Annotated in this window: 28 protein-coding genes and 2 tRNA genes; 19 read left to right on the top strand and 11 right to left on the bottom strand. The window is 67.9% G+C overall.

What is annotated here, in order from left to right:
• Positions 1-50 precede the first annotated feature (50 nt).
• Both ACETK8_RS19255 and ACETK8_RS19250 read right to left on the bottom strand, forming a co-directional pair.
• Positions 51-242 carry a hypothetical protein gene (locus ACETK8_RS19255; protein WP_374037434.1) on the bottom strand — a complete coding sequence of 64 codons (192 nt, stop codon included), beginning with the start codon at positions 240-242 and terminating at the stop codon, positions 51-53.
• A gap of 137 nt (positions 243-379) precedes the next feature.
• Positions 380-1054 carry an OmpA family protein gene (locus tag ACETK8_RS19250; protein WP_374037433.1) on the bottom strand — a complete coding sequence of 225 codons (675 nt, stop codon included), beginning with the start codon at positions 1052-1054 and terminating at the stop codon, positions 380-382.
• A 198-nt stretch (positions 1055-1252) separates the two neighbouring features.
• Here ACETK8_RS19250 and ACETK8_RS19245 point away from each other — a divergent pair, with 198 nt between their 5' ends.
• Entirely contained in the window at positions 1253-2233 is a 981-nt protein-coding gene (locus ACETK8_RS19245) for an isopenicillin N synthase family dioxygenase (RefSeq protein WP_374037432.1), read from the top strand.
• Between the two features lie 184 nt (positions 2234-2417).
• Here ACETK8_RS19245 and ACETK8_RS19240 read toward each other — a convergent pair whose 3' ends face one another.
• Entirely contained in the window at positions 2418-3413 is a 996-nt protein-coding gene (locus ACETK8_RS19240) for a complex I NDUFA9 subunit family protein (protein ID WP_374037431.1), read from the bottom strand.
• A 199-nt stretch (positions 3414-3612) separates the two neighbouring features.
• Between ACETK8_RS19240 and ACETK8_RS19235 the strand changes: the two genes are divergently transcribed.
• From ACETK8_RS19235 to ACETK8_RS19205, 7 genes are all read left to right on the top strand, one after another.
• A tRNA-Leu gene (locus ACETK8_RS19235) sits at positions 3613-3699 on the top strand.
• A 228-nt stretch (positions 3700-3927) separates the two neighbouring features.
• A complete protein-coding gene (locus ACETK8_RS19230; protein WP_374037430.1) occupies positions 3928-4548 on the top strand; it encodes a ribonuclease D in 621 nt (206 codons plus the stop codon).
• On the top strand, positions 4545-5204 hold the full coding sequence (gene lptC / locus ACETK8_RS19225; protein ID WP_374037429.1) for an LPS export ABC transporter periplasmic protein LptC: 660 nt from the start codon (positions 4545-4547) through the stop codon (positions 5202-5204). The genes ACETK8_RS19230 and lptC overlap by 4 nt, the downstream gene beginning before the upstream one ends.
• A 1-nt stretch (position 5205) precedes the next feature.
• Entirely contained in the window at positions 5206-5697 is a 492-nt protein-coding gene (locus tag ACETK8_RS19220) for an LptA/OstA family protein (protein WP_374037428.1), read from the top strand.
• Between the two features lie 6 nt (positions 5698-5703).
• Positions 5704-6498, top strand: a complete 795-nt coding sequence (lptB, locus tag ACETK8_RS19215) for an LPS export ABC transporter ATP-binding protein (protein WP_374037427.1) — start codon at positions 5704-5706, stop codon at positions 6496-6498.
• Positions 6499-6534: 36 nt separating this feature from the next.
• Entirely contained in the window at positions 6535-7620 is a 1086-nt protein-coding gene (locus ACETK8_RS19210; protein WP_374037426.1) for a helix-turn-helix transcriptional regulator, read from the top strand.
• Between the two features lie 120 nt (positions 7621-7740).
• Entirely contained in the window at positions 7741-8097 is a 357-nt protein-coding gene (locus tag ACETK8_RS19205; protein ID WP_374037425.1) for a hypothetical protein, read from the top strand.
• Here ACETK8_RS19205 and ACETK8_RS19200 read toward each other — a convergent pair.
• The gene (locus tag ACETK8_RS19200) at positions 8094-8864 is read right to left on the bottom strand and encodes a DUF805 domain-containing protein (protein ID WP_374037424.1); all 771 of its coding nucleotides are present in this window, start codon (positions 8862-8864) and stop codon (positions 8094-8096) included. The two genes, ACETK8_RS19205 and ACETK8_RS19200, sit on opposite strands and share 4 nt — an antisense overlap.
• A gap of 132 nt (positions 8865-8996) precedes the next feature.
• On the opposite strand from ACETK8_RS19200, the gene rpoN reads away from it, so the two are divergent.
• The 3 genes from rpoN to ptsN all read left to right on the top strand — a co-directional run bounded on the left by rpoN (position 8997) and on the right by ptsN (position 11835).
• Entirely contained in the window at positions 8997-10544 is a 1548-nt protein-coding gene (gene rpoN, locus ACETK8_RS19195) for an RNA polymerase factor sigma-54 (protein WP_374037423.1), read from the top strand.
• Between the two features lie 74 nt (positions 10545-10618).
• Positions 10619-11284, top strand: a complete 666-nt coding sequence (hpf, locus tag ACETK8_RS19190) for a ribosome hibernation-promoting factor, HPF/YfiA family (protein WP_374037422.1) — start codon at positions 10619-10621, stop codon at positions 11282-11284.
• Between the two features lie 83 nt (positions 11285-11367).
• Positions 11368-11835, top strand: a complete 468-nt coding sequence (ptsN, locus tag ACETK8_RS19185) for a PTS IIA-like nitrogen regulatory protein PtsN (protein WP_374037421.1) — start codon at positions 11368-11370, stop codon at positions 11833-11835.
• Between the two features lie 145 nt (positions 11836-11980).
• On the opposite strand, the gene ACETK8_RS19180 is transcribed toward ptsN, so the two are convergent.
• Both ACETK8_RS19180 and ACETK8_RS19175 read right to left on the bottom strand, forming a co-directional pair.
• On the bottom strand, positions 11981-12247 hold the full coding sequence (locus ACETK8_RS19180; protein WP_374037420.1) for a DUF1150 family protein: 267 nt from the start codon (positions 12245-12247) through the stop codon (positions 11981-11983).
• Between the two features lie 84 nt (positions 12248-12331).
• Positions 12332-12748, bottom strand: a complete 417-nt coding sequence (locus ACETK8_RS19175) for an Hsp20 family protein (protein ID WP_374037419.1) — start codon at positions 12746-12748, stop codon at positions 12332-12334.
• A gap of 248 nt (positions 12749-12996) precedes the next feature.
• Between ACETK8_RS19175 and ACETK8_RS19170 the strand changes: the two genes are divergently transcribed.
• A complete protein-coding gene (locus tag ACETK8_RS19170; protein ID WP_374037418.1) occupies positions 12997-15990 on the top strand; it encodes a DUF4214 domain-containing protein in 2994 nt (997 codons plus the stop codon).
• A 16-nt stretch (positions 15991-16006) separates the two neighbouring features.
• On the opposite strand, the gene ACETK8_RS19165 is transcribed toward ACETK8_RS19170, so the two are convergent.
• The 5 genes from ACETK8_RS19165 to ACETK8_RS19145 all read right to left on the bottom strand — a co-directional run bounded on the left by ACETK8_RS19165 (position 16007) and on the right by ACETK8_RS19145 (position 20650).
• Positions 16007-16672 (bottom strand): class I SAM-dependent methyltransferase, encoded by a 666-nt coding sequence (locus ACETK8_RS19165; protein ID WP_374037417.1) that lies wholly within the window; start codon positions 16670-16672, stop codon positions 16007-16009.
• A gap of 17 nt (positions 16673-16689) precedes the next feature.
• Positions 16690-18054 carry an HlyD family type I secretion periplasmic adaptor subunit gene (locus ACETK8_RS19160; RefSeq protein WP_374037416.1) on the bottom strand — a complete coding sequence of 455 codons (1365 nt, stop codon included), beginning with the start codon at positions 18052-18054 and terminating at the stop codon, positions 16690-16692.
• Entirely contained in the window at positions 18051-19781 is a 1731-nt protein-coding gene (locus tag ACETK8_RS19155) for a type I secretion system permease/ATPase (protein WP_374037415.1), read from the bottom strand. The genes ACETK8_RS19160 and ACETK8_RS19155 overlap by 4 nt, the downstream gene beginning before the upstream one ends.
• Before the next feature lie 144 nt (positions 19782-19925).
• Positions 19926-20001 (bottom strand) — tRNA-Ala (locus ACETK8_RS19150).
• 181 nt (positions 20002-20182) lie between these two features.
• Positions 20183-20650, bottom strand: coding sequence for a TIGR02300 family protein (locus tag ACETK8_RS19145; protein ID WP_374037414.1), 468 nt, complete (start codon positions 20648-20650; stop codon positions 20183-20185).
• A 131-nt stretch (positions 20651-20781) separates the two neighbouring features.
• On the opposite strand from ACETK8_RS19145, the gene aroA reads away from it, so the two are divergent.
• From aroA to mscL, 7 genes are all read left to right on the top strand, one after another.
• Entirely contained in the window at positions 20782-22098 is a 1317-nt protein-coding gene (gene aroA / locus ACETK8_RS19140) for a 3-phosphoshikimate 1-carboxyvinyltransferase (RefSeq protein WP_374037413.1), read from the top strand.
• Positions 22095-22364 carry a hypothetical protein gene (locus tag ACETK8_RS19135; protein ID WP_374037412.1) on the top strand — a complete coding sequence of 90 codons (270 nt, stop codon included), beginning with the start codon at positions 22095-22097 and terminating at the stop codon, positions 22362-22364. Before aroA ends, ACETK8_RS19135 begins: the two co-directional genes overlap by 4 nt.
• Positions 22361-22639 (top strand): hypothetical protein, encoded by a 279-nt coding sequence (locus tag ACETK8_RS19130; protein ID WP_374037411.1) that lies wholly within the window; start codon positions 22361-22363, stop codon positions 22637-22639. Before ACETK8_RS19135 ends, ACETK8_RS19130 begins: the two co-directional genes overlap by 4 nt.
• A gap of 84 nt (positions 22640-22723) precedes the next feature.
• Entirely contained in the window at positions 22724-23365 is a 642-nt protein-coding gene (gene cmk, locus ACETK8_RS19125; protein WP_374039436.1) for a (d)CMP kinase, read from the top strand.
• A 150-nt stretch (positions 23366-23515) separates the two neighbouring features.
• Positions 23516-25219 carry a 30S ribosomal protein S1 gene (gene rpsA, locus ACETK8_RS19120; protein WP_374037410.1) on the top strand — a complete coding sequence of 568 codons (1704 nt, stop codon included), beginning with the start codon at positions 23516-23518 and terminating at the stop codon, positions 25217-25219.
• Between the two features lie 376 nt (positions 25220-25595).
• A complete protein-coding gene (locus ACETK8_RS19115; protein WP_298162090.1) occupies positions 25596-25886 on the top strand; it encodes an integration host factor subunit beta in 291 nt (96 codons plus the stop codon).
• A gap of 40 nt (positions 25887-25926) precedes the next feature.
• Positions 25927-26346 carry a large-conductance mechanosensitive channel protein MscL gene (gene mscL / locus ACETK8_RS19110; protein ID WP_374037409.1) on the top strand — a complete coding sequence of 140 codons (420 nt, stop codon included), beginning with the start codon at positions 25927-25929 and terminating at the stop codon, positions 26344-26346.
• Positions 26347-26434 lie beyond the last annotated feature (88 nt).

Below are 26434 nucleotides of genomic sequence, written 5' to 3'. Positions count from 1 at the left end.
GGGTCCGGTCACCGGGGCAGGAGAGGCCGCGTCGCCGCTTTTCGCAAGCCTCAGTGGCTGGTGCGGATCAGGACGGCGTCGGAGGCGGGGCGTTCGGCGGCGGGCGTGTAGCGCTCCACCATGGTCTGGCCCACGGCGATCACGACGGTGGCGGTCAGGATGGCGGAGACGAGGCCGGCCGCGATCATCTTGACGCCCTGCGCCAGATGGCCGTCGTCGCGATTCCACACGTCCTGATCCATGCCGCTCCCCCGAGTCGTCAACGCGCTCAGGAAACACGGACGCGTTCAGGACGCAAGTCACTGAACCGTGTGCGATAAAAAGAAATGTCCACAGCGCGCCCGACCGGAGCCGGACGCGCCGTGGGGATCGGTCGGGATCAGCCCGTGAACGGACGGATCAGGATTTCGACGCGACGGTTCTGGGCGCGGCCCTGCGGCGTGCCGTTGTCGGCGACCGGGGCGCGCGAGGAGACGCCGGCGACATACATGCGCTCGCGCTGCACGCCGTTGCGGATCAGGGCGTCGGCGACCGACAGGGCGCGGCGCTCCGACAGGGGCTGGTTGATCGCGTCGCCGCCCGAGGAATCGGTGTGGCCCACGATGTCGACCAGCGAACGGTCGTATTCGGCCAGGACGCCGGCGACGTCGCGCAGGACGGAATCGAAGCGCGGGTCGATGTTCGACTGGTTGGTGGCGAAGGTGACGTCCGACGGCATGCGCAGGACCAGGTTGTCGCCCTGACGCGCCACGCCGACGCCGGTGCCCGACAGCTCGGCCTCCATGGCCCGCTGCTGGCGGTCCATGTAGTTGCCGACCGCGCCGCCGGCCAGGGCGCCCACGCCCGCGCCGATCAGGGCGTTGCGACGGCCCTGATCGCCGTCGGAGGTGTTGGTCAGATAGCCGAGGACCGCGCCGCCCAGAGCGCCGGCCAGAACGCCCGTGCCGGTGTTGTTCCGCTGCGGCGTCGACGAATAGGGATCCATCGTGGTGCAGGCGCCGGCGCCCAGCATGGCGGCGACGCCGAGGCTCGTGACGATGAGGTTCATACGCATGGTGGTGCTCCTGAGTGTTCGTTCCCGTCTCGACCGGAAACGTGGCCTTACGGTGAAGGTTCCTGTCTGACCCCAGGATGAACGAACCGGGCGTGGGCTTTCATCCGTCGTGAAACTGCCAATTTGCGACGGCAGGGCGTATGAACGTCTCCCCCGGCGATCCGTGATCGTCGTGTCCGCACTCGAAAGGCCCGCCCCGTGACCTCCACCCTCGACGCCGCCTCCGCCGCCGCTCCCGGCCAGACCAAGGGCATCAAGCCGGTCTCGATGTCGCGCTACGACACCGACTTCCAGGGCTTCAGCGACGACCTGGGCGCCTCGTTCAAACGCTATGGGTTCGCGGTCATCGCCGATCACGGGCTGGACGAGGACGTGATCCAGGCGGCCATCGACGACGCCAAGGCCTTCTTCGCCCTGCCGGAGGAGGTGAAGCGCCAGTATCACCAGCCGGGCACGGGCGGGGCGCGCGGCCTGACGCCGTTCGGGGTCGAGGCGGCCAAGGGCGCGGCGGCCGTGGACCTGAAGGAGTTCTGGCACGTCGGCCGCGAGCTGCCGGAGGGCCACCCCTATCGCAAATACATGCGCGACAACCTGTGGCCGACCGAGGTTCCGGGCTTCAAGCCGCATTTCTACGGGATGTTCGAGGCCCTGGATGAGTTGGGCGCAAAGATCTTGAAGGCCATCGCCCATTACCTCGAACTCGGCGACGACTATTTCGAGGACAAGGTCCAGCTGGGGAACTCGATCCTGCGCATGCTCCACTATCCGCCGGTGGCCGCGGGCGCCGCGGGCGTGCGGGCCGGGGCGCATGAGGACATCAACGTCATCACCCTGCTGCTGGGCGCCGAGGAGCGGGGTCTGCAGCTGAAGGACGCCGACGGCGAATGGCTGGAGGTCGCGCCGCCGCCGGGGGCGCTGGTCGTCAATATCGGCGACATGCTGCAGCGTCTGACCAACCACGTCCTGCCGTCGACCAGCCACCGGGTGGTCAACCCGGAGCCGGACCGGGCCAGCTTCGCCCGCTATTCGACGCCCTTCTTCCTCCACTTCAACCCGGACTTTGTGATCGAGACCCTGCCGTCGACGATCTCGGAGGAGAACCCGGACCGCTATGCCGGCAAGTCGATCATGGCCGAGGACTTCCTGACCGAGCGGCTGAAGGAAATCCGGTTGCTGTAAGTCTTCCCTCTCCCAGAGGGAGAGGGCTTGAGGCTCGCAGAGCGCAGCGATGCGCCAGCCGAAAGGGTGAGGGGTTACGGTGTTTGGGTCGGACGCACCGTAACCCCTCACCCTTTCACGCAAGTCTGATCGCCCTTGCGGGCTCTCAGGCGCTCAAGCCCTCTCCCTCTGGGAGAGGGTAGGCTTACGCCGGTTCCGCTTCCGGCTGCACCGCGCCCGGGCCCTCGGCGAACTGGCCGCCGCGGCGGTAGCGCCACAGGTAGGACGGGGCGATGGCTTCCAGACCCGTCGCCTCGATGCCGAAGGCCGAGAGGCCTTCCGCGCCCGGGGCCGCGACATTGTCCGACTTCAGCATCAGGACCTGATCGCGCGTCAGCACCGGCGGAATGCCGACGATGGCGGTCAGCTCGGCCAGCGAACCGATCATCCCGGCGGCGAAGAAGGGCAGGGGCGCCAGAAGGCGACGGCGGCCGGTCTCGCGCAGGATGTATTGCAGGATGTCCTTGAACGACCAGACCTCGGGGCCGCCCAGTTCGAAGGTGCGGCCGGCCGCGTCGGCTCGCGTGACGGAGCGGGCGACGGCCTCGGCCACGTCGCCAACCCAGACCGGCTGGAATTTCGTCGAACCGAACCCGATCAGGGGCAGGGCGGGCGACATCGTCGCCATGGAGGCGAAGCGGTTCAGGAAGCCGTCGCCGGTTCCAAAGACGATGGAGGGACGCAGGATGACGGCGTCCGGCTTGATCTTGCGGACCGCGGCCTCGGCCTCGCCCTTGGAGCGGCCGTAGTCGCCTTCGGATTTCGGGTCGGCGCCGATGGCGGACATCTGGACCAGCCGGCCGACGCCCTGGGCCACGCAGGCCTCGGCGATGTTGCGGCTGCCCTCGACGTGGGTCTTGTCGAAGCCGCGACCGGGCGTCTCGAACAGGATGCCGACCAGGTTCACGGCGGCGTCGGCGCCGCGCAGGGCCTTGGCCACATCGTCCGGGTTGGTGATGTCACAGCGGACGGGCTGGATCTGGCCCACGTCGCCCATGACCTTCAGGTCCAGGGCCGAGGCCGGGGTGCGGACGGCGACGCGGATGCGCCAGCCCTTACGCGCCAGGGCGCGGACGGCCTGGGTTCCGACGAAGCCGGAGCCGCCAAAGACGGTGACCAGGCCAGGAGTGAGATCGGACATCGGCGTTCCTTCAGGCGGCGTCGTTCGGGCCCGAAAGCCCTTGTAGCGGGGGGATAACCGATGGGCCGGGCCCTCGCAACGCGGGGGTTTGTGCAGAACGACAAGAAACCGTCGAAAACCGTGTTGACCGGCCCCAAACACTGCCTTAAGGGTCCGCGCCTTCCGGTGAGGCAAGCGTTTCGGCGCAACGCCTTCCGGGGCCCAGGTGGCGGAATTGGTAGACGCGCTGGCTTCAGGTGCCAGTGATCGAAAGGTCGTGGAGGTTCGAGTCCTCTCCTGGGCACCAGTTTCCAAACGGCGCCGTGTCGCAAGACACGGCGCCGTTGTTGTTTCGGGGGCTCCTCCCCGTTCGCCGCTTGGCGAATGGGGAGGTGGCAGCGAGCCCTTGCGAGCTGACGGAGGGGTTCTTCGCGCCGCAAGAACCCCTCCGTCTCTTCGCTTAGCTACGAGCCACCTCTCCATCGCTGCGCGACAGGGAGGAGACGCCACCGCGCACTTGGGTTAGACCGCACGCATGACCGTTTATCTGCACGAAGGCGACCTTCCCGACGGCCTGGACCTGGGCCGTCAGGTCGCCGTCGATTCCGAGACCATGGGCCTGCGGTTCCGCCGCGATCCGCTGTGCGTGGTCCAGCTGTCGGCCGGGAACGGCGACGCCCATGTCGTGCGCCTGAACCGCCCCGACTACGACTGCCCGAACCTGAAGGCCCTGATGGCCGATCAGGACGTGCTCAAGATCTTCCACTTCGGCCGCTTCGACATCGCCATGGTCGAGCTGCATCTCGGAGTGGAGACCGGGCCGGTCTATTGCACCAAGATCGCCTCCAAGCTGGCGCGGACCTATACCGACCGTCACGGACTGAAGGACGTGGCGCGCGAGCTGGCCGGCATCGATCTGTCGAAGGCGCAGCAGTCCTCCGACTGGGGCGCGCCGGAGCTGTCGCAGGCCCAGCTGGAATATGCGGCGTCGGACGTGCTCCACCTGCATGTCATCATGAACCGGCTGAACGAGATGCTGGTCCGCGAGGGCCGGATGGAGATCGCCCAGGCCTGTTTCGACTTCCTGCCCGTGCGGGCGCGTCTGGACCTGATCGGGTTCGAGGACGACGTCTTCGCCCACACCTGGGCCCGATGACCCACCTCGACCCGACAGAGGATCGCAAGCGCGCCGACGAGACGAGATTGGCCCAGCAGGCCGGTCGCTGGCGCTCGCGGTCGCGTCGGGTCCAGCTGTATCGCCGTCTGCTGCCCATCCTGATCCTGGTGCTGGCGGGCGGGGCCCTGACCTGGACGGTGTTCCGCACCGTCATGTCGGGCGTCGAGCGCGAGGCCAGCCAGGCGCGGGAAATCCGTCTCGACAACCCCATGTTCCACGGCCAGGACGCCCAGGGGCGCTCCTTCATCATCGGCGCCCAGGGCGCGGTGCGCGATCCGGCGACGGGGCGGTTCCGGCTGAACGGCCCGGTGCTGAGGCTCAATCTCGGCGGCACCAAGGTGACCGAGATGACCGCCGACGCCGGCACCTACAACGAGGCCGAACGTACCGTGACCATCGGCCCGAACGTGCGGATTTCAGACGGCGGATCGGGCTTCACCCTGACGACGCCGGAGGCCGTGGTCGACACGGCGGCGGGCGTGGTGACGGGCGACAAGGGCGTCCAGGGCAGCGGCCCTCTTGGAACCATCTCGGCAACGTCCTATGCCATCCATGACCATGGCCAACGGGTCGTGTTCAGCGGTTCTGGCGACAACAAGGTGCAGGGGACCATCAACCCCGCTTCCGGTGAATGACATGAAGACCAGCCACCTCATCCTGACCGGCGCGGCCGTCCTGGCCCTGGGCCTCGGCGGCGCCGCCATCGCGCAGACCCGCTCGAGCGTCAGCAACCAGCCGATCGGCTACGGCGCCGACACGGGCGAGTTGACCAATACGGCGGTCTCCCTGCGCGGCCGTGCCGAGATCACCCAGGGCGACACCCGTCTGCGGGCCAACGCCATCGAGGGGGCGCGCGACGCCTCGGGCGCACTGACGCGGATCGAGGCGACCGGCGAGGTCTATTACGTCACCCCCAACGAGACGATCCGGGGCAACCGCGCCGTCTACACCGTGTCGAACGCGACCGTGGTCGTGACCGGCGACGTCATCCTGACCCAGGGCCAGAACGTCCTCACGGGCGGCAGCCTGACCTACAACGTCGATAGCGGACAGGCCCGGATCGAGGGCGGCGGCGGACAGAACAGCGGCAGGGTGCGCGGCGTCTTCTATCCGAACGGGACCAACTGAGCCGGAATGGCCCGCAAGGAACTCTCCGCCCTCAATCTGGACGAGCGTGACGCCGAGACGGTCGTCGCGCCCGAGCCCGTGGGCGAAAAGGGTCTGAGGGTTCGCAACATCGCCCGCGCCTTCGGCGCGCGTCAGGTGGTGGCCGACGTCTCCCTGACCGTCCAGCGCGGCGAGGTCGCCGGCCTTCTGGGGCCGAACGGCGCCGGCAAGACCACCTGCTTCTACATGATCACCGGCCTGATCCCGGCGGACAGCGGCTCCATCTGGCTGGACGGCGAGGAGATCACCGCCCAGCCCATGTACCAGCGCGCGCGCATGGGCCTGGGCTATCTGGCGCAGGAAGCTTCGATCTTCCGCGGCATGACGGTCGAGCAGAACATCATGTCGGTCGTGGAACTGAACGAAACCGGCAAGGCCATCGAGGTCGAGACCACCCGCCTGCTGGAAGAACTGCACATCGACCACCTGCGTCACGCGCCCGCCACGGCTCTGTCGGGCGGTGAGCGGCGGCGCGTCGAGATCGCCCGGTCCCTGGCCGGCAAGCCCAGTTTCATGCTGCTGGACGAACCCTTCGCCGGCATCGACCCCCTGGCCATCGCCGACATCCGCCAGGTCATCCGCTATCTGGCGGGCGAGGGGATCGGGGTGCTGATCACCGACCACAATGTCCGCGAGACCCTGGACATCATCGACCGCGCTTCTATCATCTCGAACGGCAGCGTGCTGTTCGAAGGCACCGCCGACGAGGTCATTCACGACCCCGAGGTGCGCCGCGTCTATCTGGGCGACCTTTACGGCTGACGCAGAACACCGTCAGATGGCGTTCGGGAGAATGCCGTGCAGACCGACGCCGAACTGATCGACCGCATCTATGAAAGCTCCGTCGCGCCCGAGCTCTGGCCCGGCGTGCTGGACGAGATCGCGGCCATGATCGAGGCCCGGGGCGGCCTCCTGTTCTCGGCGCGCAAGACCCTGCACTGGACCGCCTCGGACACGGTGCGCGAGGTGTTCGCCGAGTACGTCAACGACGGCTGGTTCACCCGGTGCAGCCGGCGAGTCTGCATCATGAACGCGGCCGAGCCGGGCTTCTTCACCGAACAGGATTTCTGGACGGAGGAGCAGATGGAGGCCGACCCCATCTATCGCGACTTCTTCCGCCCGCGCGGCCTGGGATGGTCCGCCGGGACCGGGCTGCGCGTGCCCAGCGGCGACAACATCGTCTTCAGCATCGAACGGTCCCTGGATCAGGGACCCGTGCAGCCGGAGCATCTGGAACGACTGGACGCGCTTCGCCCACACCTGGCCCGCAGCGCCCTGATCAGCGCGCGTCTGGGTCTGCAACGCGCCGAGGGGGCGACCGAGGCCCTTACGGCCATGCGCCTGCCGGCCCTTCTGCTCGACGACGCGGGCCGGGTGGTCGAGGCGAACGAGATGATCCAGCAGATGAGCGACCGGATCGGTTTCGCCGCCGGAAACAGGCTGACCCTGCCGGACCGGTCCGCCAACGAGGCTCTGGCCGAACGGCTGGCGGCTTTGGGTTCGCACGGCGGCGATCTGTCCTGCAGCCTGCCTCTGAAGGATGATCTGGGCGAAGCGGTCGGGGTGCTGCACGTCGTGCCGGTGCGGCGCGGGGCCCACGACATCTTCGGGCGCGGCTATGCGCTTCTGGTCCTGACGCCCATCGGAACCGACAAGTCGCCGTCCGCCGATCTGATGCGCTCCCTGTTCGATCTGACCCGGTCGGAATCGCGGGTGGCGCGGGGGCTGGCCATCGGCAAGACGGCCGAGGAGATCGCGGCCGAGGGCGACGTGGCCCTGACCACCGTCCGTTCCCAGATCCGGCGCGTGCTGGAGAAGACAGGCTGCGCGCGTCAGGCCGAGGTCGCCTCCATGCTGGCCGGTCTGGCGATCGGTCCCAACTGACGGCCGGATTAACTACAAAGAACATTGTTCGACATCATCCATCCGGATGACGACGGAGGGGCGGCCCGGCGCGAACGTGCGGGCGGCGCTCACGGGATCGTCGGAGGGAGAGACCGAACCATGAAGACCATTCTTCGCGGCGCTCTGGCGCTGACCAGCCTTGTGGCCCTGTCCGCCTGCGGCAGCGACCTCATCACCGGCGGACCGCTGATCCGACCCGGCGAACCGCTGGGCCAGATCCAGGTGGTCAACACCTCGGTCGATCCGCTGGACGCGGTCTTGCTGTCGGACTGTTCCGCCTCGACCTACGGGCTGAACCGCCTGCCGCGCGGGACGTCGATCCGGCCGGGCGGCGCCTACAGCTTCACGGTTTCGGCCGGCTGCTGGGACGTCATGGCCGGCACCATCGGCTACGGTGACGGCAAGCAGCGAATCCAGGTGCCTGCGGGCTCGATCCAGCAGGTCCGCGTCCGCTAGGAGCGGCGCTTGCCGAAGACCGGCGCCGGGGTCAGGCCGTTGGCCGCCGCCGGACGGTTCCACTCGGCCTCGGGCCAGGTCGAAGCGCGCTGGACCGGCGCGGGCTGGCTCGGTCCCGGGCCGAAGTCGAAGATCGGCTTATAGGGTTCGTCCGACATCCCGTTGGCCCGCTTGGCCTCGGCGAACAGGGCGTCCAGACGATCTTCGTCTAGGGCCGAACCGCCGCCGAAGTCGCCGTAGCGCTGGCCGGGATCGCGCGGATCGGGACCGAAGGCATTCTCCCCCTTCGTGCCGGGCAGCAGGGTCAGGACGAACAGGATCAACTGACCGACGTAGCCGAGCACGCCCAGCAGACCGGCCGCGCCCAGACCCGCCATGACCGTGCCGAGGAAGGCCTCGCGACTCGCCCCCAAGCCGACCGATCCGATGGCGGTGGCGATGGTCCCGACGGCCATCACGGCGCTGAGAATTGACGGAACCATCAAGCCCAGCCAGATCGCGCCCTTCCCGCTGTCGTGCAGGCGACGCACCAGGACCGCATAGTTGGGAACGATCAGGGCGACCATGCTCAGCACCATGAGGCCGAACACCACCACCACGCTCTTCGACACCTCGGCCGGATGGGCGTCCTGCCCCATCGCCATCGTCGCAAGCCCGATCAAAAGGGCGTACCAAAAGCCCTGAAGCACGGCGAAGAGCCAGTATTCGCTGCGGCTCGCGCGACCCTTGAAGTCGGCATAGCGGATCAGTGGTCGAAACAGGATCATGCGCGGCCCCCCGCATCTGTCGAGGTCCGCACGGTTGCATCATCGGCGTGAACGCAGCGCAAAGGCGCGTGGTTAAGTCGGCATATCGTCGGGCGGCGAATGGGTGAAAGCCGGCGTTAACCGATGCGGGGCATGCTGACAGCAAGTTCCGGGCCATTCCGCCCAGTGGGGGCGACGCGGGTGATCGGTCAGAGGCTTGAGGTTCGGCAGGGGCAGGGGCTGGTCATCACGCCCCAGCTGCAGCAGGCGATCAAGCTGCTGCAACTGTCCAACCAGGAGCTGGACGAATACGTCGAGTCCGAGCTGGAAAAGAACCCGTTGCTTCAGCGCGAGGAGCCGGAAGCCCCCGCCGAGGCCCAGCGCGAAACCCCCGCCGACACCACCGAACTGAGTTTCAACGAGGCCGAGGCCTCGGACCGCTCCTCCAGCGTCGATGCGCGCGAGGACGACGTCTATGGCGACGCCACGCCCGGCGAACGGATGTCCGACCGCATGGCCGATGACACAGCCCAGCCGGGCTTGTCCGACTGGTCCTCGGCCGGCAAGGGCGGGTCGTTCAACGATTCAGAGGACGGCGAACGGCCCGAGCGCCACGACCCGACCCTCTGGGAACACCTTCAGGAGCAGGCGTCGTCCGCCGGCTTCTCGACCACCGACCACGCCATCGCCCTGTCGCTGATCGACGGGGTGGATGAGGGCGGATACCTGCGCGGCGAACTGGCCGAGATCGCCGACCGTCTGGGCTGCGGCCTGGAGCGCGTCGAGGCGGTGCTGGCCGTCTGTCACGGCTTCGAGCCCACCGGCGTCATGGCCCGCTCGGTGCCGGAATGCCTGAAGCTGCAACTGATCGAGCGAAACCGCTTCGATCCGGCCATGGGGGCCCTGCTCGACAATCTGGATCTGCTGGCCAAACGCGACCTGTCCGGCCTGCGGTCGGTCTGCGGCGTCGACGCCGAAGACCTGGCCGAGATGATCTCGGAGTTGAAGGCCCTGACGCCCCGGCCGGGCGCGGGCTTCGCCGGCGAGATCGCCCAGACCGTCATCCCCGACGTCCACGTCCGGCCCGATCCGGCCGGCGGCTGGCGGGTGGAGCTGAACTCCGACACCCTGCCGCGCCTCCTGGTCGACAAGCGGTATCACGCCTCGATTTCAGCGGGCGCGCGGACGGAGACCGAGAAGGCCTTCGTCGCCGACTGCGCCGCCCAGGCCAACTGGCTGGTCAAGTCGCTGGACCAGCGGGCCAAGACCATCCTGAAGGTCGCGTCCGAGATCGTGCGCCAGCAGGACGCCTTCCTGGCCTTCGGCGTGGAGTTCCTGCGCCCCCTGAACCTGAAGACCGTGGCCGATGCGATCGGCATGCACGAGTCGACCGTCAGCCGGGTCACCTCGAACAAATATGTCTCGACCCCACGCGGCGTCTTCGAGCTGAAATTCTTCTTTACCGCCGCGATCCAGAGCGTCGACGGCGGCGCCAGCCACTCCGCCGAAGCCGTCCGCCACCGGATCAAGTCCATGATCGACCACGAAGGACGCGATGGCGACGTTTTGTCCGACGACCGGATCGTCGAGATCCTTAAGGAAGCCGGCATCGACATCGCGCGGCGCACGGTCGCCAAGTATCGGGAAGCCTTGAGGATTCCGTCGTCGGTCGAGCGCCGGCGCATGCTGAAAAGCGCCTAGCCGAACAACAAAGCGTGACCGTAAATTTGGTGTTCTCCGTTGACACCTTTCGCGGTCGGTCGCGTTCTATCCGTATGCAAGTCCAAGTCAGCGGCAAGCAAGTGGATGTCGGCGAAGCGTTAGGCTCGCGCATCTCCCAGGAACTCGAAGACGGAGTTGGAAAATACTTCGAACGCGGCGGTCAGGACGCCGAGGTCGTGGTGTCCAAGGACGGTCACGGCTTCAAGGTGGACTGTTGGGTCCGCCTCGCGTCGGGGCAGTCCCTTGTGACCACCGGTCTCGGCGGCGATGCCCACGCCGCGTTTGCTGACAGTCTCGACAAGCTCGAGAAGCGGGTCCGACGCTACAAGCGCCGGCTCAAAGATCACCACATCGGACCCAAGGGACTGTCGCCTGAGAAGACCGAGATGGCCGCCGCCTCGGTGGCCCGCAGCATCGTGCTGCGCAACCCCGACGATGACGTCGAGGATTCCCTGTTCGACAACGCCGGCGCCGACGACGGCCCGCCCCCCGTGGGCATGGTCATCGCCGAGAGCGTTTCGGAGATCCGCACCATCACGGTCGGTCGCGCCGTGCTGGAGCTCGACATGACCGGCTACCCGGTCGTCTTCTTCAAGAACGCCGCTCACGGCGGTCTGTCGGTGGTCTATCGCCGACCGGATGGCAATGTCGGGTGGATCGACCCTGAACGCACCGCGTCGTTGAATGGACACGGTTCTGTAAACGGTTCTGGCGCATAAGACTTCCCACGGGCGCGCGAACCGTATAGACGGCGCGCGCCCAACGGGCATGCCTACAACCTCGAGTATGAGTCGGGACGGTAATGGATATCGGGGAACTGCTGGTTCGGGACGGGATCGTCCTGAAGTCCGGCGCGTCATCCAAGCGGCAGGCCTTGCACGTCGTTGCATCCGCCGCGGCCCAGGCCATGGGTCTGGATGAGATTCGCGTCTTCGACGCACTGATGGAGCGTGAGGCTCTGGGCTCGACCGGTCTCGGTTCGGGCGTGGCGGTGCCGCATGCGCGTCTGGCCGGTCTGGAGAGCGTGAAGGCGGTCTTCGTGCGCCTGGATACGCCCGTGGCCTATGACGCCGTGGACGACCGGCCGGTCGATCTGATGTTCGCCCTGTTCGCCCCGCCCAAGGCCGGCGCCGAGCATCTGCGGGCCTTGGCCGCCGTGTCGCGGGCCATGCGCTCGGCAGAGCTGCGCGAACAACTGCGTCAGGCCCACACGGCCGACGCCATTCACGCCCTGTTCGTCAGCGACGCGGACGTGCCGACGGCGGCCTGAAGCCACACCCATCCGTTCACCCCAGCGAAGGCTGGCGTCCAGATGGAAACTCAGTTGATTTGAGCAGCCAGGCCGGTGCGCCATCCCTGCCGTATCTGTCCGTAATCTGAACCCCAGCCTTCGCTGGGGTGCACGGCGGAAATGGTCAGTGCACCGACACCGGCGCCAGTTCGTGCGCCACGGCGGCGGCGAAGGCGGTCTCGCGGTCCATCATGACGGCCAGACGTTCGCCGTCCGCGCCATGCACGGCATAAAGCGTCTGTTCCGGGTCGATGACCAGACCCTTGGCGTCTTCCAGCGGGGCGTCGGTCAGGGCGTCCGCCATCACGTCGGCGGCGGTGATTTCCCGCACGTAAACCAGGTTGGGCGCGCCCAGTCCGGCAAAGTCTTTGTTGGTCATGATCGGCGTCATAGCGACCGCCTCCTTACTCAAGAGTGACAACGCCCCGGCGCGCCGCGAGTTCGCGGCTGCGTCATAGCAGCGTTAGATGGGTGTTCAGCCGACGCTGATCGGGATGCGCCGGATCGGCTCCAGGTTCTCGGGCCGCACCAGTTCGACGTGCAACAGACCGTGCTCCAGCCGGGCGCCCTCGACCTCCAGCCCATCGGCCAGGACGAAGCTGCGGACGAAGCCGCGCGCCGCGATGCCCCGGTGCAGGAAGGCCTGATCCGGAGACGCGGCCTCCCGCTTGCCGGCGATGGTCAGCTGTCGCCCCTCGATGGTGATGGCCAGATCGTCGGGCGAGAAACCGGCGACGGCCAGCGAGATGCGGACGGCGTTATCGCCCAGTTGCTCGACATTATAGGGCGGATAGCTCTCGGCCGCGGCCTTGGCGGCGCGGTCGATCAGGGCTCGGGTCTGGTCGAAGCCCAACAGGAAGGGGCTGTCGAACAGCACGGTTCGGGTCGTCATGGTTCAGTCCTCGACAAGCGACTGCGGCCTGAAAGCCCCCCGGGATCGGCGAGGCCTCGGCCGTCTTCCGATATGGGCAGACCCGCCGGTCGGAGCAAGCCCGCACGTCGTCGCCGCGACGGCCTCGCCTCGTCAAGACCGGGACGGCGGAGACGGAATGAGAAACGCCCCACCTCTTCATAAAGCCAAGGTTGGTCGGGGTCCTGCACACTGATAGCGTGAGCCTTCACAAGTCTCGGGAGCATGCGATGCCGACTTTCACCGGAACCACGGGCGCCGACGAAATCATCGGTTCCGAAGGCGACGACGTCATCGACGGTCGCGGTGGCGCGGATCGCATCTATGGCCGGGGCGGCGCCGACCAGATCCGCGGCGTGCTCGGCGCGGTCGAGGTCTACGGCGGGGCCGGGGACGATACGGTCACGGTCGGATACATCGATGGAGTCCGCCCGACGGTGGGCACGACGCCCACCACCGGGTTGATCGACGGGGGCGACGGCTACGACACCCTGGTGTTCGATTCCACCGGCGTGACCCCGAATGCGGTTCTGACGGTCGAGGCCGCCCAGGGCTTTCCCAACAGCCTGCGCGCCAGCCTGTCGGAGAGCCGGGGCGCCGGCGCGCTCTGGATCGTCTCCCGCATCGACGGGTTCGAGCGGATCGTCGGCCCGAACCTCGCCACCGAATGGAGCCTGAGAGGTGCGAACCAGTCGTGGACCATCGTGGGCGGGTCCGGCAACGACAGCTTCGCCCTGGGCTCGACCACGGTCGCCAATATTCGCGGTGGTGCGGGCAATGACATCTTCGGCGTGAGCTCAGGGTCCCAGCTGTTCGGCGAGGCTGGCGACGACACCTTCTCGGTGAACGGCGCTGATGGGGCCGTGACGCTGGCGGCCGGCACACTGATGGATGGCGGCGAAGGTTCCGACACCCTCTTGGTGTCCGGCAACGACGTGTCCCGCAATCTGGTTCTCGGCGACGGCGTTTTTGGCGGCGCGACCCACCGGTCGATCGAGAACCTGACGATGACTGTTTCCGGAGGGCAATCCGGCAACCCCCTGACCATCAACGTCACCGGTACGGCCGATGCCAATGTGATCCAGATTTCCCAACTGTCGCCGCGGCTGTCGGCTTACTACACCGGCGAAATCCGCGCCGGAGCGGGCAATGACGTCGTCCAGACCGACGGCGCCCAAGTCATTTATGGCGGGACGGGCGACGACATTCTGACCGGTACCATCGGGGCGATCTACGGCGAGGAGGGCGATGATGTTCTGTACGGGGCCGGGTCGATGTTCGGCGGCGACGGCGACGATATCGTCCGGGTCGGCGCGGTAAACGATGGCAATCGCTACGACGGAGGCGCCGGGATCGACACCTTTATCGGGGTGGGACACGCCGGCGCGACGTTCAACATCTCCCTGCCGGCGGGGACCATAACCTTCAGCGATCCGAACCGAACGGCCCAAGGCTCCATCACGGGCTTCGAGCGGGTGATCACGGGCGGCTCGACCGACACCATCACCATGTCGGGGTCGCACGACTATGTGCAGGCCGGCGGCGGCGCGGACATCGTGCGCGGCGGCGCGGGCAACGACATCATCTATGGTGACGACCTGGTGGAGACCTCGACCGACGGGGCGGACCAGTTGTTCGGCGACGAGGGCGACGACCTGATCTTCGGCATGGGCGGCAACGACACCCTGTCGGGCGGGGCCGGGTCGGACGTCCTGGTGGGCGGGGGCGGCAGCAACACCCTGGACGGCGGCGACGGTTACGACCTGGCGGTGATCGGCTATGCTCGGTCCTCGGCCAGCATCACCTATGTCGACGGCGCGATCCGCATCGAGGGGCTGACCGGGGCGGCCGACACCTTGAGGAACATCGAGGCCGTCCGCTTCACCGACGGCGTCTATGACGTGGTCAACGGCCGGCTCGTCGCCCAGGGACGGATCATCGCCGGGACGGCCGGAAACGACCGACTGATCGGCACGGCGGCGGCCGATATTCTGAACGGCGGAGCGGGCAACGACATTCTGCGCGGCGGCGCGGGGTCGGACCTGATCGACGGCGGCGCCGGCATCGACACCGCCGTCTACGCCGGCACGCTGCGCAGCTATTCGACCGTCTCCTTGAGCCTCGTCGGCGGCGGGCAGGAGGGCGGGTTCGACCAGCTCTCGAACATCGAGGTCCTGCGCTTTCTGGACGGTCGCCTGTCCTTCGACACCGGCGACGCGACCACGGTGGTCTACCGCCTGTACGACGCCGCCTTCGACCGGGCGCCGGACGTGTTCGGCCTGGCCGACTACAGCCGCGCCATCCAGGAAGGCCGGGCGACCGTCCAGGGCATCCTGGACATCTTCGAGGGCTCGGCGGAGTTCCAGGCGCGTTACGGCGCGCTGAACAACGAGCAGTTCGTGCGCGAGATGTACCGCTTCTCCCTGAACCGCGAGGGCGACGCGGCCGGGGTGGCCTCCTATGTCGCCGCCCTGAACGCCGGCACGGCAACGCGCGCCCAGATCCTGGGCATCTTCTCGGAGTCGGCCGAGCATCAGGCCCTGATCAACACCGTCATCACCTCGCGCGGCATCTTCATCCAGGACGAGCAGACGGCGGCGCTCGCACGGCTGTACGATTCCGTCTTCAACCGCCTGCCCGACCTCGGCGGCTTGCAGGCCTACCGCGACGCCCTGGACAACGGTTACACCCTGAAGGACATCGCCGGCTTCATGGTCGGCTCGCCCGAGTTCCAGAGCCGGTTCGGCTCCCTGACGAACCAGCAGTTCGTCGAGCAGATCTATCGCTTCGTGCTGGATCGCGAGGGCGACGCGGCGGGGGTCCAGTCCTACGTCAACGCCCTGAACACCGGGACCAGCCGCACGGACGTCGTCCTCATCTTCTCGGAGTCGCAGGAGCACCGGTTCAGCTACCAGCCGACCTTCGACAACCAGATCCGCAAGCTGGGCGTGAACGGCTACGATCCCGACGGCACGGGCGGGGGACGCGCCATCGCGGAGGACATCGGCAAGTCGCACGATCCCTTCGTCATCCCGGCCATCGACGACCTGGCCCCGGCGGACGCGGCGCCTTCGGCCTCGGTGGCGGAGACCTGGTCGGACCTCTGGCACGGCGACCGACTCGTGGTCGTTCTCGACGAGGCGACGGCGGACGCCACGCCGACCTTCTGGCCGGAGGACATCCGTAGCGACCCGTCGGGCGGACATCACCCCGACTGGATGTAGCGCAGAAGCGGTCGGCTCAGGCCGCCGTCAGCCGACGGCGGCGGCCATAGACGATCACACCCTCGTACCCGCCGTGGTCCGTGTGCTGCATCAGCGTCAGACGGATGTCGCGCGCGGCCAGCATCCGGGCGATGCGCGACAGGTCGTAGGCGAACATCATCATGGCGCCGACCGGCCCGTCCGCGCTGCCTTCGGGGCCGGCGACGGTGAAGTGCAGACTGATCGCGCCCCCGAAATTCACCCGTTGCAGGAGGCCGTCGAGGATCTCATAGCCGCGCTCGGGCGGGATGTGCTGGAAGACGATGATGGAGTTGATCCAGTCGAACGTCTGGCCTTCGTCCAGGGCGTGGACGAAGGTCGTGTTCGCGGGCGCCCCGACCGCCGCCTCCGCCAGCATGCCGGGCGAAACGTCCAGGCCCGTGACCTGATCGCACAGTCGGGCCATGCCCCGGCTAAGGCGGCCCACCCCGCAACCGAAATCCAGGGCCGAGGCCTTCGGGAAGTCGCCGAAAAACCGTTCCAGCACGCCCGCGAACTCGGCCGCGTCCTTCACGCCGGAGGCCCAGAACTCCGACAGGGCGTCGTCGGTCAGATTGGCCCGGCGATACCGGTCGTGCGCGAGGACGCCGAAATAGGGGTCCGCCTCGCCCCACAGGCGCCAGTCCGCGTCGGTGTCTCTCATGTCTGCCTCGTTCGAGCCTACTGTTCCGTCCCGGAGCGCCAGAGGTTCCGGGTCAGGGGCTCGATCAGATAGCTCAGGGCGGTGCGTTTGCGCAGCAGGACCACCACCTCGACCGGGAAGCCGGGGCGGATTTCGCGGGCGGCGCGGCCCAGGCGGGCCATTTCCTCGGGCGGGACGGATATCTCGGCGCGATAGTGGCTGCGGCCGGTCTGTTCGTTGGTGAAGGTGTCGGGCGACAGGCGGGTGACCCGGCCGTGGATGATCGGCGGATCGCGTTCGCGCAGGCCGGGGAATTTCACCTCGGTCTCCAGACCCACATGGACGTTGTCGATGTCGGCGGGGATGATCTCGGCCACGATGATCTGCGACGCCGCGTCGGGCACCACTTCCATCAGCACCTGGCCGGGCTGGATGACCCCGCCCTCGGTGAAGACGGCCAGACCCACGACCTGGCCGGTCGCCGGGCTGCGGATGCGGCTGCGGGCGATCTGGTCGCGCAGGGCGGCCAGGCGCGGTTCGGTCTCGTTCAACTGCACCTCGATCTGGCGTAGCTGGTCGGAGACGTCCTCGTTCATGCCGGTGTTGATGGACAGCATCTGCAGCCGGGTCTCGCCGATCTGCTGCTGGGTGCCGGCCACCTGGGCCCGCAGCGATCCCAGCTCGCCGTCGATGGCCGCCGCGTTCCGCTCCAGCGCCCGCACCCGGTTCTGCGGCGCATAGCCTTGGGCGGCGAGGGAGCGCATGCCGTCCAGCTCCTCCCCGATCAGCCGGCTTTGCTCGACGTTGGAGGCGATCTGCCGCTCATAGCCCTGGATGCGCTCCTGCAACTGGCCGATGCGCTGGCGCAGCACCCCGACCTCGGTCGAGCGGCCGGCGCTGCGGGCGCCGTATTGTAGCCGTTGCAGCCGCATGGCCTCGTCGGCCAGGGCGCGGTCCTCGGGCGACAGGCCGGCGAACTCGGCCGGGACGGGGATGGCCGCCAGCTTGTCCCGCTCGGCGATCAAGCGCGCCCGCTGGGCCATCAGGGCGTAGACCTGACCGGCCAGGCCGCGCTCGGCGGCGGTCAGTTCGCCGGTCGACAGTTCGACCAGGACCTGGCCCTCCCGCACCTGATCGCCCTCGGCGACGCGCAGGGCGGTGACCGTACCGCCCTCGCGATGCTGGACCGCCTGGCGGTTGCCGGTGACCGAGACCTGGCCGGGCGCATAGGCCCCGGAATCGAGCGGGGCGATGGCCGCCCAGCCCAGGAACAGGCCGAAGAACAGGGCGATGATGACCCCGCCGACGATCAGCTCGCGGCGCGGGGACGGGGTCTGGGGCTCGACCGCGCCGGAGGCTCCGGCGGCGGTCGGCGAGGCGGAGACGGGGGCTTCGGCGCTCATCCGGCCTTGACCTCATGCAGACCGGCAGGGCGCGGGCCGCGCAGGCGAGCCAGGACGTCCTCCCTCGGCCCCTCGGCCTGGATCACCCCGTCGCGCAGGGCCAGCAGACGGTCGGCCTTGGCCAGGACGCCCGCCCGGTGGGCCACGATGACCACGGCGGCCCCGCGCGCGGCGGCGGCCTCCACGGCGGCGATCAGGGCGGTCTCCCCGTCCTGGTCCACGCTGGCGTTCGGCTCGTCCAGCACCAGCAGGACCGGATCGCCATACAGGGCGCGGGCCAGGCCGATGCGCTGCGCCTGCCCCGCCGACAACCCCATCCCTTGCGGGCCGAGCAGGGTGTCGTATCCGTTCGGCAGGCGCTGGATCAGGTCGTGGACGCCCGCCGTCCGGGCCGCGCGGACGGCGGCGGCGTCCACCTCGGGCGCGGCGTCGGCGAAGCGGGAGATGTTCTCCTTGATCGTGCCGGCGAACAGGGTCGGGCTCTGCGGCAGATAGCCGATGTGGCGCGCCAGGCTGTCGGAGTCTCTTGCGCCATACTCCGCTCCGTCCAGACGCACCGCCCCGGTGTCGGGCGACAGGGCGCCGGCCAGGACGCGGGCCAGGGTCGTCTTGCCGGACCCGCTGGCCCCGATGACGCCCAGCACCTGTCCGGGTTCCAGGATCAGGGAGACGGCGCGCAACTGGGGCTTCTCCGTGCCCGGCAGGCGCACCCCGACGGCCTCGACCGAGACGCGGCCCACCGGATCGGGCAGGGCGGTGCGCGGCTGCCCGTGGCCGGCGGTCTTTCCGAACAGTTCGATCAGGCTCTTCCAGCTCGTGCGGGCCTGCACCAGGGCGGGCCAGGCGCCGACCAACTGTTCGATCGGCATGACGGCGCGGCTCAAGAGGACCGAGGAGGCGATGATGGAGCCCGGCGACATCTCGCCTTTGACCACCAGGAAGGCGGCGACGCCCAGAGCCGCCGACTGTAGCGCCAGACGGAAGAATTTGATCGCGCCCGAATACCGCCCGCCCGCCAGCTGGGCCTGGGCCTGGGCGTCCGTGGCGGTGCGGCGGCCCTCCAGCTGGCGACCGATGATGGCCTTTCGCATCCCCAGGGCCTGAACGACCTCGGAATGGCCAGAAAGCGCCTCCTGGGCCGCATAGGCGGCGGTCCCGGCCTTGGTGGCGCGGCCCAGGCGCGGACGGGTGTCGCGCTCGTTCAGCCAGGCCAGGGTCGCCAGCACGATGCCGCCGACCAGGGTCAGCACCCCGATCAGGGGATGCAGCAGGAAGCAGCAGGCCAGATAGATCGGCGTCCAGGGCGCGTCGAACAGGGCCAGCGCCCCCTGACCCGAGACGGCGCCGCGCAATCCGTCGAAATCGCGCAGGGCCTGAACCCCCTGCGTCCGGCCGCCCGCCTCCGTGACCCGCGTCAGGATGGTTCCGGCCAGGTCGCGATCCAGCTGGATGCCGGCCCGGATCAGAATTCGGGTGCGAAGCCAGTCCAGCGCCGCCAGGGAGGCGAGCGCCAGCAGGGCCACGACGCTGACCAGCACCAGGGTCGTCAGGCCGGCGGTCGGCACGACCCGGTCGTAGACCTGCATCATGTAGAGGGTCGGGGTCAGATACAGCAGATTGACCAGGGCGCTGAACACCGCCGCCCCGATCAGATGGGTGCGGCACTGCCTCAGGGCCGCGAACAGCGGCTCCGATCCAGGGGTCTTTCCGAGGAAGGCGTCCAACACGGGGGCGATCGAGCTCCTGGGCCTGCCGCTGCGACGGCGCGGGCCGAGCTCAGCTATAGGCCCTAACGCCCGGACGACAAAGGCGATGCAGACGATGAGAAAAGCAAAGGGGGCCGGCTGCGATGCAACCGGCCCCCAGGAATTTGGTGGAGCTTAGCGGAGTCGAACCGCTGACCTCTTGCATGCCATGCAAGCGCTCTACCAGCTGAGCTAAAGCCCCGAACCTTCCGGACTTGCCGTCCTTCGGTCTGGTCTGGCGGGTCCGTGTGGGCCCGTCCAAGGCGGCGGAAACTATGTCGGGTCGATTTGGAGATCAACCCGGTTCCGCCATTTATTTCGCATTTTTTCGTTCGCTCCCCGACAGGTCGAAACCTGTCGGGAAATCAAATAATTAGACGCGATCAGTCGTCGTCCTTGGAGCCCTTGGCGATGTCTTCGTCGAAGGCGTCGTCGTCTTCGTCCTCGATGAAGGGCACCGAGTCGTCGTCATCGTCGTCGCCCAGGACGTCGTCGTCGTCGCCGTCGGTCGTGCCCATGCCGGACTCGTCCTCGGGGCCGCCCGGCGCGTCTTCGTCCTCGTCGTCCGGCGTCAGGATCGGCTCGTGGCCTTCCTCGTCGATTTCCGGGGTCGCCGCGGTGTCGTCTTCCTCGTCCTCGTCGCCGTCGACCTTCCTGTCGTCGACCTGATCTTCGGCCTCGTCAGAGGCGTAGCCGCCCGGACGGCCGCGACGGCTGCGCAGCTTGATGGCTTCTTCGGGATCGAACTCGGTGTCGCACTTCGGGCAATGGGCCGGGCGACGGCCCAGGTCGTAGAATTTGGCCTGGCAGTTCGGACAGACCTGCTTGGCGCCAAGTTTGGGATCAGCCACGGATATGGAGACCTTTGAATGGAGGAGGGGATTTCGGCCGCGTCCCTTGCCACCATGGGGGGCCGCTGTCAAAAGCCGTCTTTGGCGTGGCTCTCTCCCGCTCCCTCCCACATCTGCCTGACGGAGCCTCCGTGGCCTCCAACGCCCCCCATCTGACCGCGCGCCCCGGCCATCCCCTGAAGGGAACCGTGAGGGCGCCGGGCGACAAATCCATCTCCCACCGCTCCATGATACTGGGCGCCATGGCCTCCGGCGTGACCGAGGTCGAGGGCCTTCTGGAAGGCGACGACGTCCTGGCCACCGCCCGCGCGGCCGAGGCCTTCGGCGCGACGGTCGAGAAACTGGGCGGCGGCCGCTGGCGCGTGACCGGGCGGGGCGGCTTCCAGACCCCGACCGGCGTCATCGACTGCGGCAACGCGGGCACCGGCGTGCGTCTGTTGATGGGCGCCGCGGCCGGTTATCCGATATCGGCGACCTTCGACGGGGATGCGTCCCTGCGTTCGCGGCCGATGGGGCGTGTCACCGATCACCTGACCCGGATGGGAGCGAGCTTCGACTGGTCGGGCAAGCCGGGCCTGTTGCCCGCCACCCTGACCGGCGGGATGCTCAGCGCCATCGACCACGTCCAGACCGTCGCCTCGGCCCAGGTGAAATCCGCCATTCTGCTGGCAGGGCTGAACGCGGAAGGGACCACTTCCGTCACCGAGCCGGAAAAGAGCCGCGACCACACCGAGCGGATGCTGCGGGCCTTCGGCGCGGCTGTGGACGTTCAGGAAGACGGCGAGGGCTGGATCATTCGTCTCAAGGGCGGCCAGCCCCTGACCGGAACCGCCGTCTCCGTGCCGGGCGATCCGTCCTCGGCGGCCTTCCCGCTTGCGGCCGGCCTGATCGTTCCGGGCTCGGAAGTCACGGTCGAAGGGGTGATGCTGAACCCTCTGCGGACCGGCCTGTTCGACACCTGGATCGAGATGGGCGCCGACCTGACCATCGCCAACCGCCGCGTCTCGGGCGGAGAGGATGTCGGCGACATCACCGCCCGTCATTCGGCGCTCAAGGGCGTCGTCGTGCCGGAAAGCCGCGCCGCCTCCATGATCGACGAATATCCGATCCTGGCCGCCACGGCCGCCTTCGCTTCTGGCGAGACGGTCATGCGCGGCGTCGGCGAGATGCGGGTCAAGGAGAGCGACCGCATCCGCCTGATGGTCGATGGCCTGCGCGTCTGCGGCGTCGCCGTGGAGGAGGAGCCGGACGGCTTCATCGTCACCGGCGGCCCCGTGCCGGGCGGCGCCACGGTCCACACGGCCCACGATCACCGCATTGCCATGAGCCATCTGGTCCTCGGTCTCGCCGCCGAACAGCCGGTGACCGTCGATGAGCCCGAGATGATCGCCACCTCCTTCCCCGGTTTCGTCGAGATGATGAACGGGCTGGGCGGCGAGGTCGGGTGAGGGTCCTGCGGGAACTCTGGCGACGCCTACCGGTCCTGATCGGCCTCTTGATCTGTCTGACGAGCTTCGGCTTCACCGCCGTGTTGGGGGTCGACTGCGTCCGCACCGGCGTCGCGGCCGGGAAATACGGCGCGCGTTATTATCGGGCCGAGGGTGATCCCTTCTACTATTTCACCGTTGCCGTCTTCGGCGTCGGCAGCGTCTTCTGGCTCGGCCTGGCGGTGCTCTCCGTGGTCGTTCTGATCCGCTGGAAGGACTGGATGTGACCGCGCCCGCCCGACGCGGCGAATGGATCTGGCGCGGGGGCTCGGCGCTGGCGGCCCTGGTGTGCATGGGCGGCCTCTGGATCGTCAGCCGTCAGGTCTGGATGGGCCTGACGACCGGCCGCATCCGGGGCAAGTACGGCTGGACCCTGCGGGAGGACCGGCCGATCATGTTCGACATCACCGTGGGGCTGAACGTCATGGCGGCCCTGATCTGGGTGGCGCTCGGCGCCCTGGCGATCTGGTTCGCCTGCTCCCGTCGTCTGTACGAGGATTAACAGGGTGCTTGTGTTCCGGAGCCGGAGCGGCTTCTACGGAGTTTCGTAAACGAACACGCCAAGCCGCTCCCGAAAGACCGCCTCCTGACCCAGCCCTTCGTCATCGCCGTCGATGGACCCGCCGCTTCCGGCAAGGGGACGATCGCCTCGCGCCTGGCCGCCCACTACGGCTTGCCGTTCCTCGACACGGGGCTGCTGTACCGCGCCGTGGGTCTGGACGTGCTGACGACCGGCGGCGACCTGGGCGACGCTCGTGCGGCGGAGGCCGCGGCGCGGGCGCTTGACAGCGGTCGGCTGTCGAACGATGCGGCCCTGACCTCCGGCGACGCGGGCGAGGCGGCCAGCCGGGTCGCCGGCTATCCCGGCGTGCGCGCCGCGCTGCTGGACCTGCAACAGGCCTTCGCGGCCCAGGCGGGGGGGGCGGTTCTGGACGGGCGCGACATCGGCACCGTCATCGCCCCGAACGCCCAGGCCAAGCTGTTCGTCACCGCCACGCCCGAGACTCGCGCCCGCCGCCGCTGGCTGCAGCTGACCGGCCGGGGCGATCCCATCACCTACGAGGCCATGTTGGCCGATATCCAGCGCCGCGACGAACGCGACGCCGGCCGGGGCGCGGCCCCCATGGTCCAGGCGGACGACGCCGTCTTGCTGGACACGACCGATATGGATATAGAAGCCGCCTTCGATGCGGCCCGCCGTATCGTCGAGGCGGCGCGAGCTCGATAAGAGCCAATCCAACGCGCCCCACCTCGGCTTCCGCGGGCGTTCTGGTTCACCTGAACCTCGCGTCCACGACCGACTATTCAAAACTTCGTTCAACCTCGCGCGGGGCCGTCCGGTCACGCGCCACAACCCTATCGGAACCATCAGAGCTTCATGGCTGATACCCTCAACCCCACCCGCGACGACTTCTCCGCCCTGCTCGACGAGCAGCTGCAAGGCCGCGACCTCGGCGAAGGCCAAGTCGTTCACGGCCGCGTCGTCGGCATCGAAAAAGACATCATCATCATCGACGTCGGTCTGAAGACCGAAGGCCGCATCCCGGCCCGCGAGTTCGGTCAGGGCGAAGGCGCCGTGATCCCGAAGGTCGGCGATGACGTCGAAGTCTACCTGGAGCGCGTCGAGAACGCCCTGGGCGAGGCCGTCATCAGCCGCGACAAGGCTCGCCGCGAAGAAGCCTGGACCCGTCTGGAAGTCGTGTTCGCCGAAGGTCACCCGGTCAACGGCGCCATCGTCGGTCGCGTCAAGGGCGGCTTCACCGTCGACCTGGGCGGCGCCTCGGCCTTCCTGCCGGGCTCGCAGGTCGATATCCGTCCGGTCCGCGACGTCGGCCCGCTGATGGGCAAGGAACAGCCGTTCCAGATCCTGAAGATGGACCGCCCGCGCGGCAACATCGTCGTCTCGCGTCGTGCGATCCTGGAAGAAGCCCGCGCCGAACAGCGCACCGAGCTGGTCGGCCAGCTGCAAGAGGGTGAAGTCCGCGACGGCGTCGTCAAGAACATCACCGACTACGGCGCGTTCGTGGACCTGGGCGGCATCGACGGCCTGCTGCACGTCACCGACATGTCGTGGAAGCGCGTTTCCCACCCGTCGCAGGTGCTCGCCGTCGGCGACACCGTCCAGGTGCAGATCGTCAAGATCAACCCGGACACCCAGCGCATCTCGCTGGGCATGAAGCAGCTGCAGTCGGACCCGTGGGACGGCGTCGAAGCCAAATACCCGCCGGGCGCCAAATACACGGGCCGCATCACCAACATCACCGACTACGGCGCCTTCGTGGAGCTGGAAGCCGGCGTCGAGGGCCTGGTGCACGTCTCGGAAATGTCCTGGACCAAGAAGAACGTCCACCCCGGCAAGATCGTCTCGACCTCGCAGGAAGTCGACGTGGTCGTCCTGGACGTCGACGCCTCCAAGCGCCGCATCTCGCTGGGCCTGAAGCAGGCCCAGGACAACCCGTGGGACGCCTTCGTCGCCAACCACCCGATCGGCTCGACCGTCGAGGGCGAGGTCAAGAACGCCACCGAGTTCGGCCTGTTCATCGGCCTGGACAACGACATCGACGGCATGGTGCACCTGTCCGACCTCGACTGGTCGGTCTCGGGTGAGGAGGCCATCCAGCGCTATCGCAAGGGCGAGATGGTCAAGGCCAAGGTCCTGGACGTCGACGTCGAGAAGGAACGCGTCTCGCTCGGCATCAAGCAGCTGGGCGGCGATCCGATCGGCGAAGGCGACACCTACAAGAAGGGCCAGACCGTCACCGTGACCGTCACGGCGATCGAGTCGGGCGGCATCGAGGTCAAGTTCGGCGAAGACGACGCGCCGGTCTCGGCCTTCGTCCGCAAGTCGGACCTCAGCCGCGACCGCAACGAGCAACGTCCCGAGAAGTTCGCCGTGGGTGACCGCGTCGACGCCCAGATCACCGCCGTCGACAAGGCCACGCGCCGCGTCTCGGTCTCGATCAAGGCTCTGGAAATGGCCGACGAGAAGGAAGCCATCGAACAGTTCGGTTCGTCGGACTCGGGCGCTTCGCTCGGCGACATCCTGGGCGCCGCCCTGCGCGAGAAGGCCGGCAAGGAGTAATCACTCCTTTGTCGAGCCTAGCGCTCGGCTCGCGGAGCCTCGCTGCTTGAGGCTCCGACGACCAGACCGCGCCTCAAGCAGCGAACCCCCGCGGGGTGAGCGTTAGGCGCGAACAAGAATGAGGGCGGCTGGAGCGATCCAGCCGCCTTTTTCTTCGCGTCGCACAAATAAAAATGCTGTTCTGCAAACGGTTACAACCCGGCCGTTGTTCGACGATCCGTGTACGGTTACCGACATTTAACCCACTTCCCTGACGGAAACTGACTTTCAGGTCTTTTTCGCTCGCCGGGCGAAGGCTAAGGTGCTCCCCGCAACCGGATTGAAGTTGCACCCGTATTTGCTCCAAAGCTGAGCAGGAAAGGGCGGGGGCCTGATCATGATCAAGTCCGAGCTGATCGAAAAACTGGCGGCGGAGAACACGCACCTGACGCACGCCGAGGTCGAGCGTGTGGTCAATGTCGTGCTGGGCCGCATGACCGAGGCCATGGCCGAGGGCGGCCGCGTGGAACTGCGCGGTTTCGGCGCCTTCTCGGTGCGCGCCCGCCCGGCCCGCGCCGGCCGCAACCCGCGCACGGGCGAGACCGTGGATGTGCCGGCCAAGTCGGTGCCCTTCTTCAAGAGCGGCAAGGAACTGCGCGAGCGGTTGAACGCGTCCGGCGACGCCTGATAGGCTTTCAGGCGAGATTCAACGCCTGAAGGGATACGCCGTGAGCCTGCTGACCGAGTTCAAGGAGTTCGCCGCCCGCGGCAACGTGGTCGACCTCGCGGTCGGCGTCATCATCGGCGCCTCGTTCGGCAAGATCGTCACCAGCCTGGTCGAACAGGTCGTCATGCCGCCCATCGGCCTTCTGCTGGGCCGCGTCGATTTCTCGAATCTGGAATGGGTCCTGGTTCCCGAGAACCCGGCCACCGAAGAGATCGAGAAGGTCGCCATCCAGTACGGCGCCTTCATCAACACCGTGATCCAGTTCCTGATCGTGGCCTTCGTGGTCTTCCTGATGGTCAAGGGCATCAACAAGCTGCGTCGCGAACAGGCCGCCGACCCCACCCCTGCCGCCCCGCCCGCCCCGACGCCGACCGAAGCCCTGCTGGCCGAGATCCGCGACGAGCTGAAAGCAAGGAACTAGGGGTTAGGCAGTAGGCAGTAGGCAGTAGGGTTTCTTCGCCTCCGCTGCCGGCTCCGCGACATCACAGAGTCTGTTGCGCACTCCGGCG

The organism is Brevundimonas staleyi (assembly GCF_041893865.1).
Taxonomy (GTDB): Bacteria; Pseudomonadota; Alphaproteobacteria; order Caulobacterales; family Caulobacteraceae; genus Brevundimonas; species Brevundimonas staleyi.
Note: the sequence above shows the minus strand (reverse complement) of the source record. Positions and strands in the feature narration are given on the sequence as shown.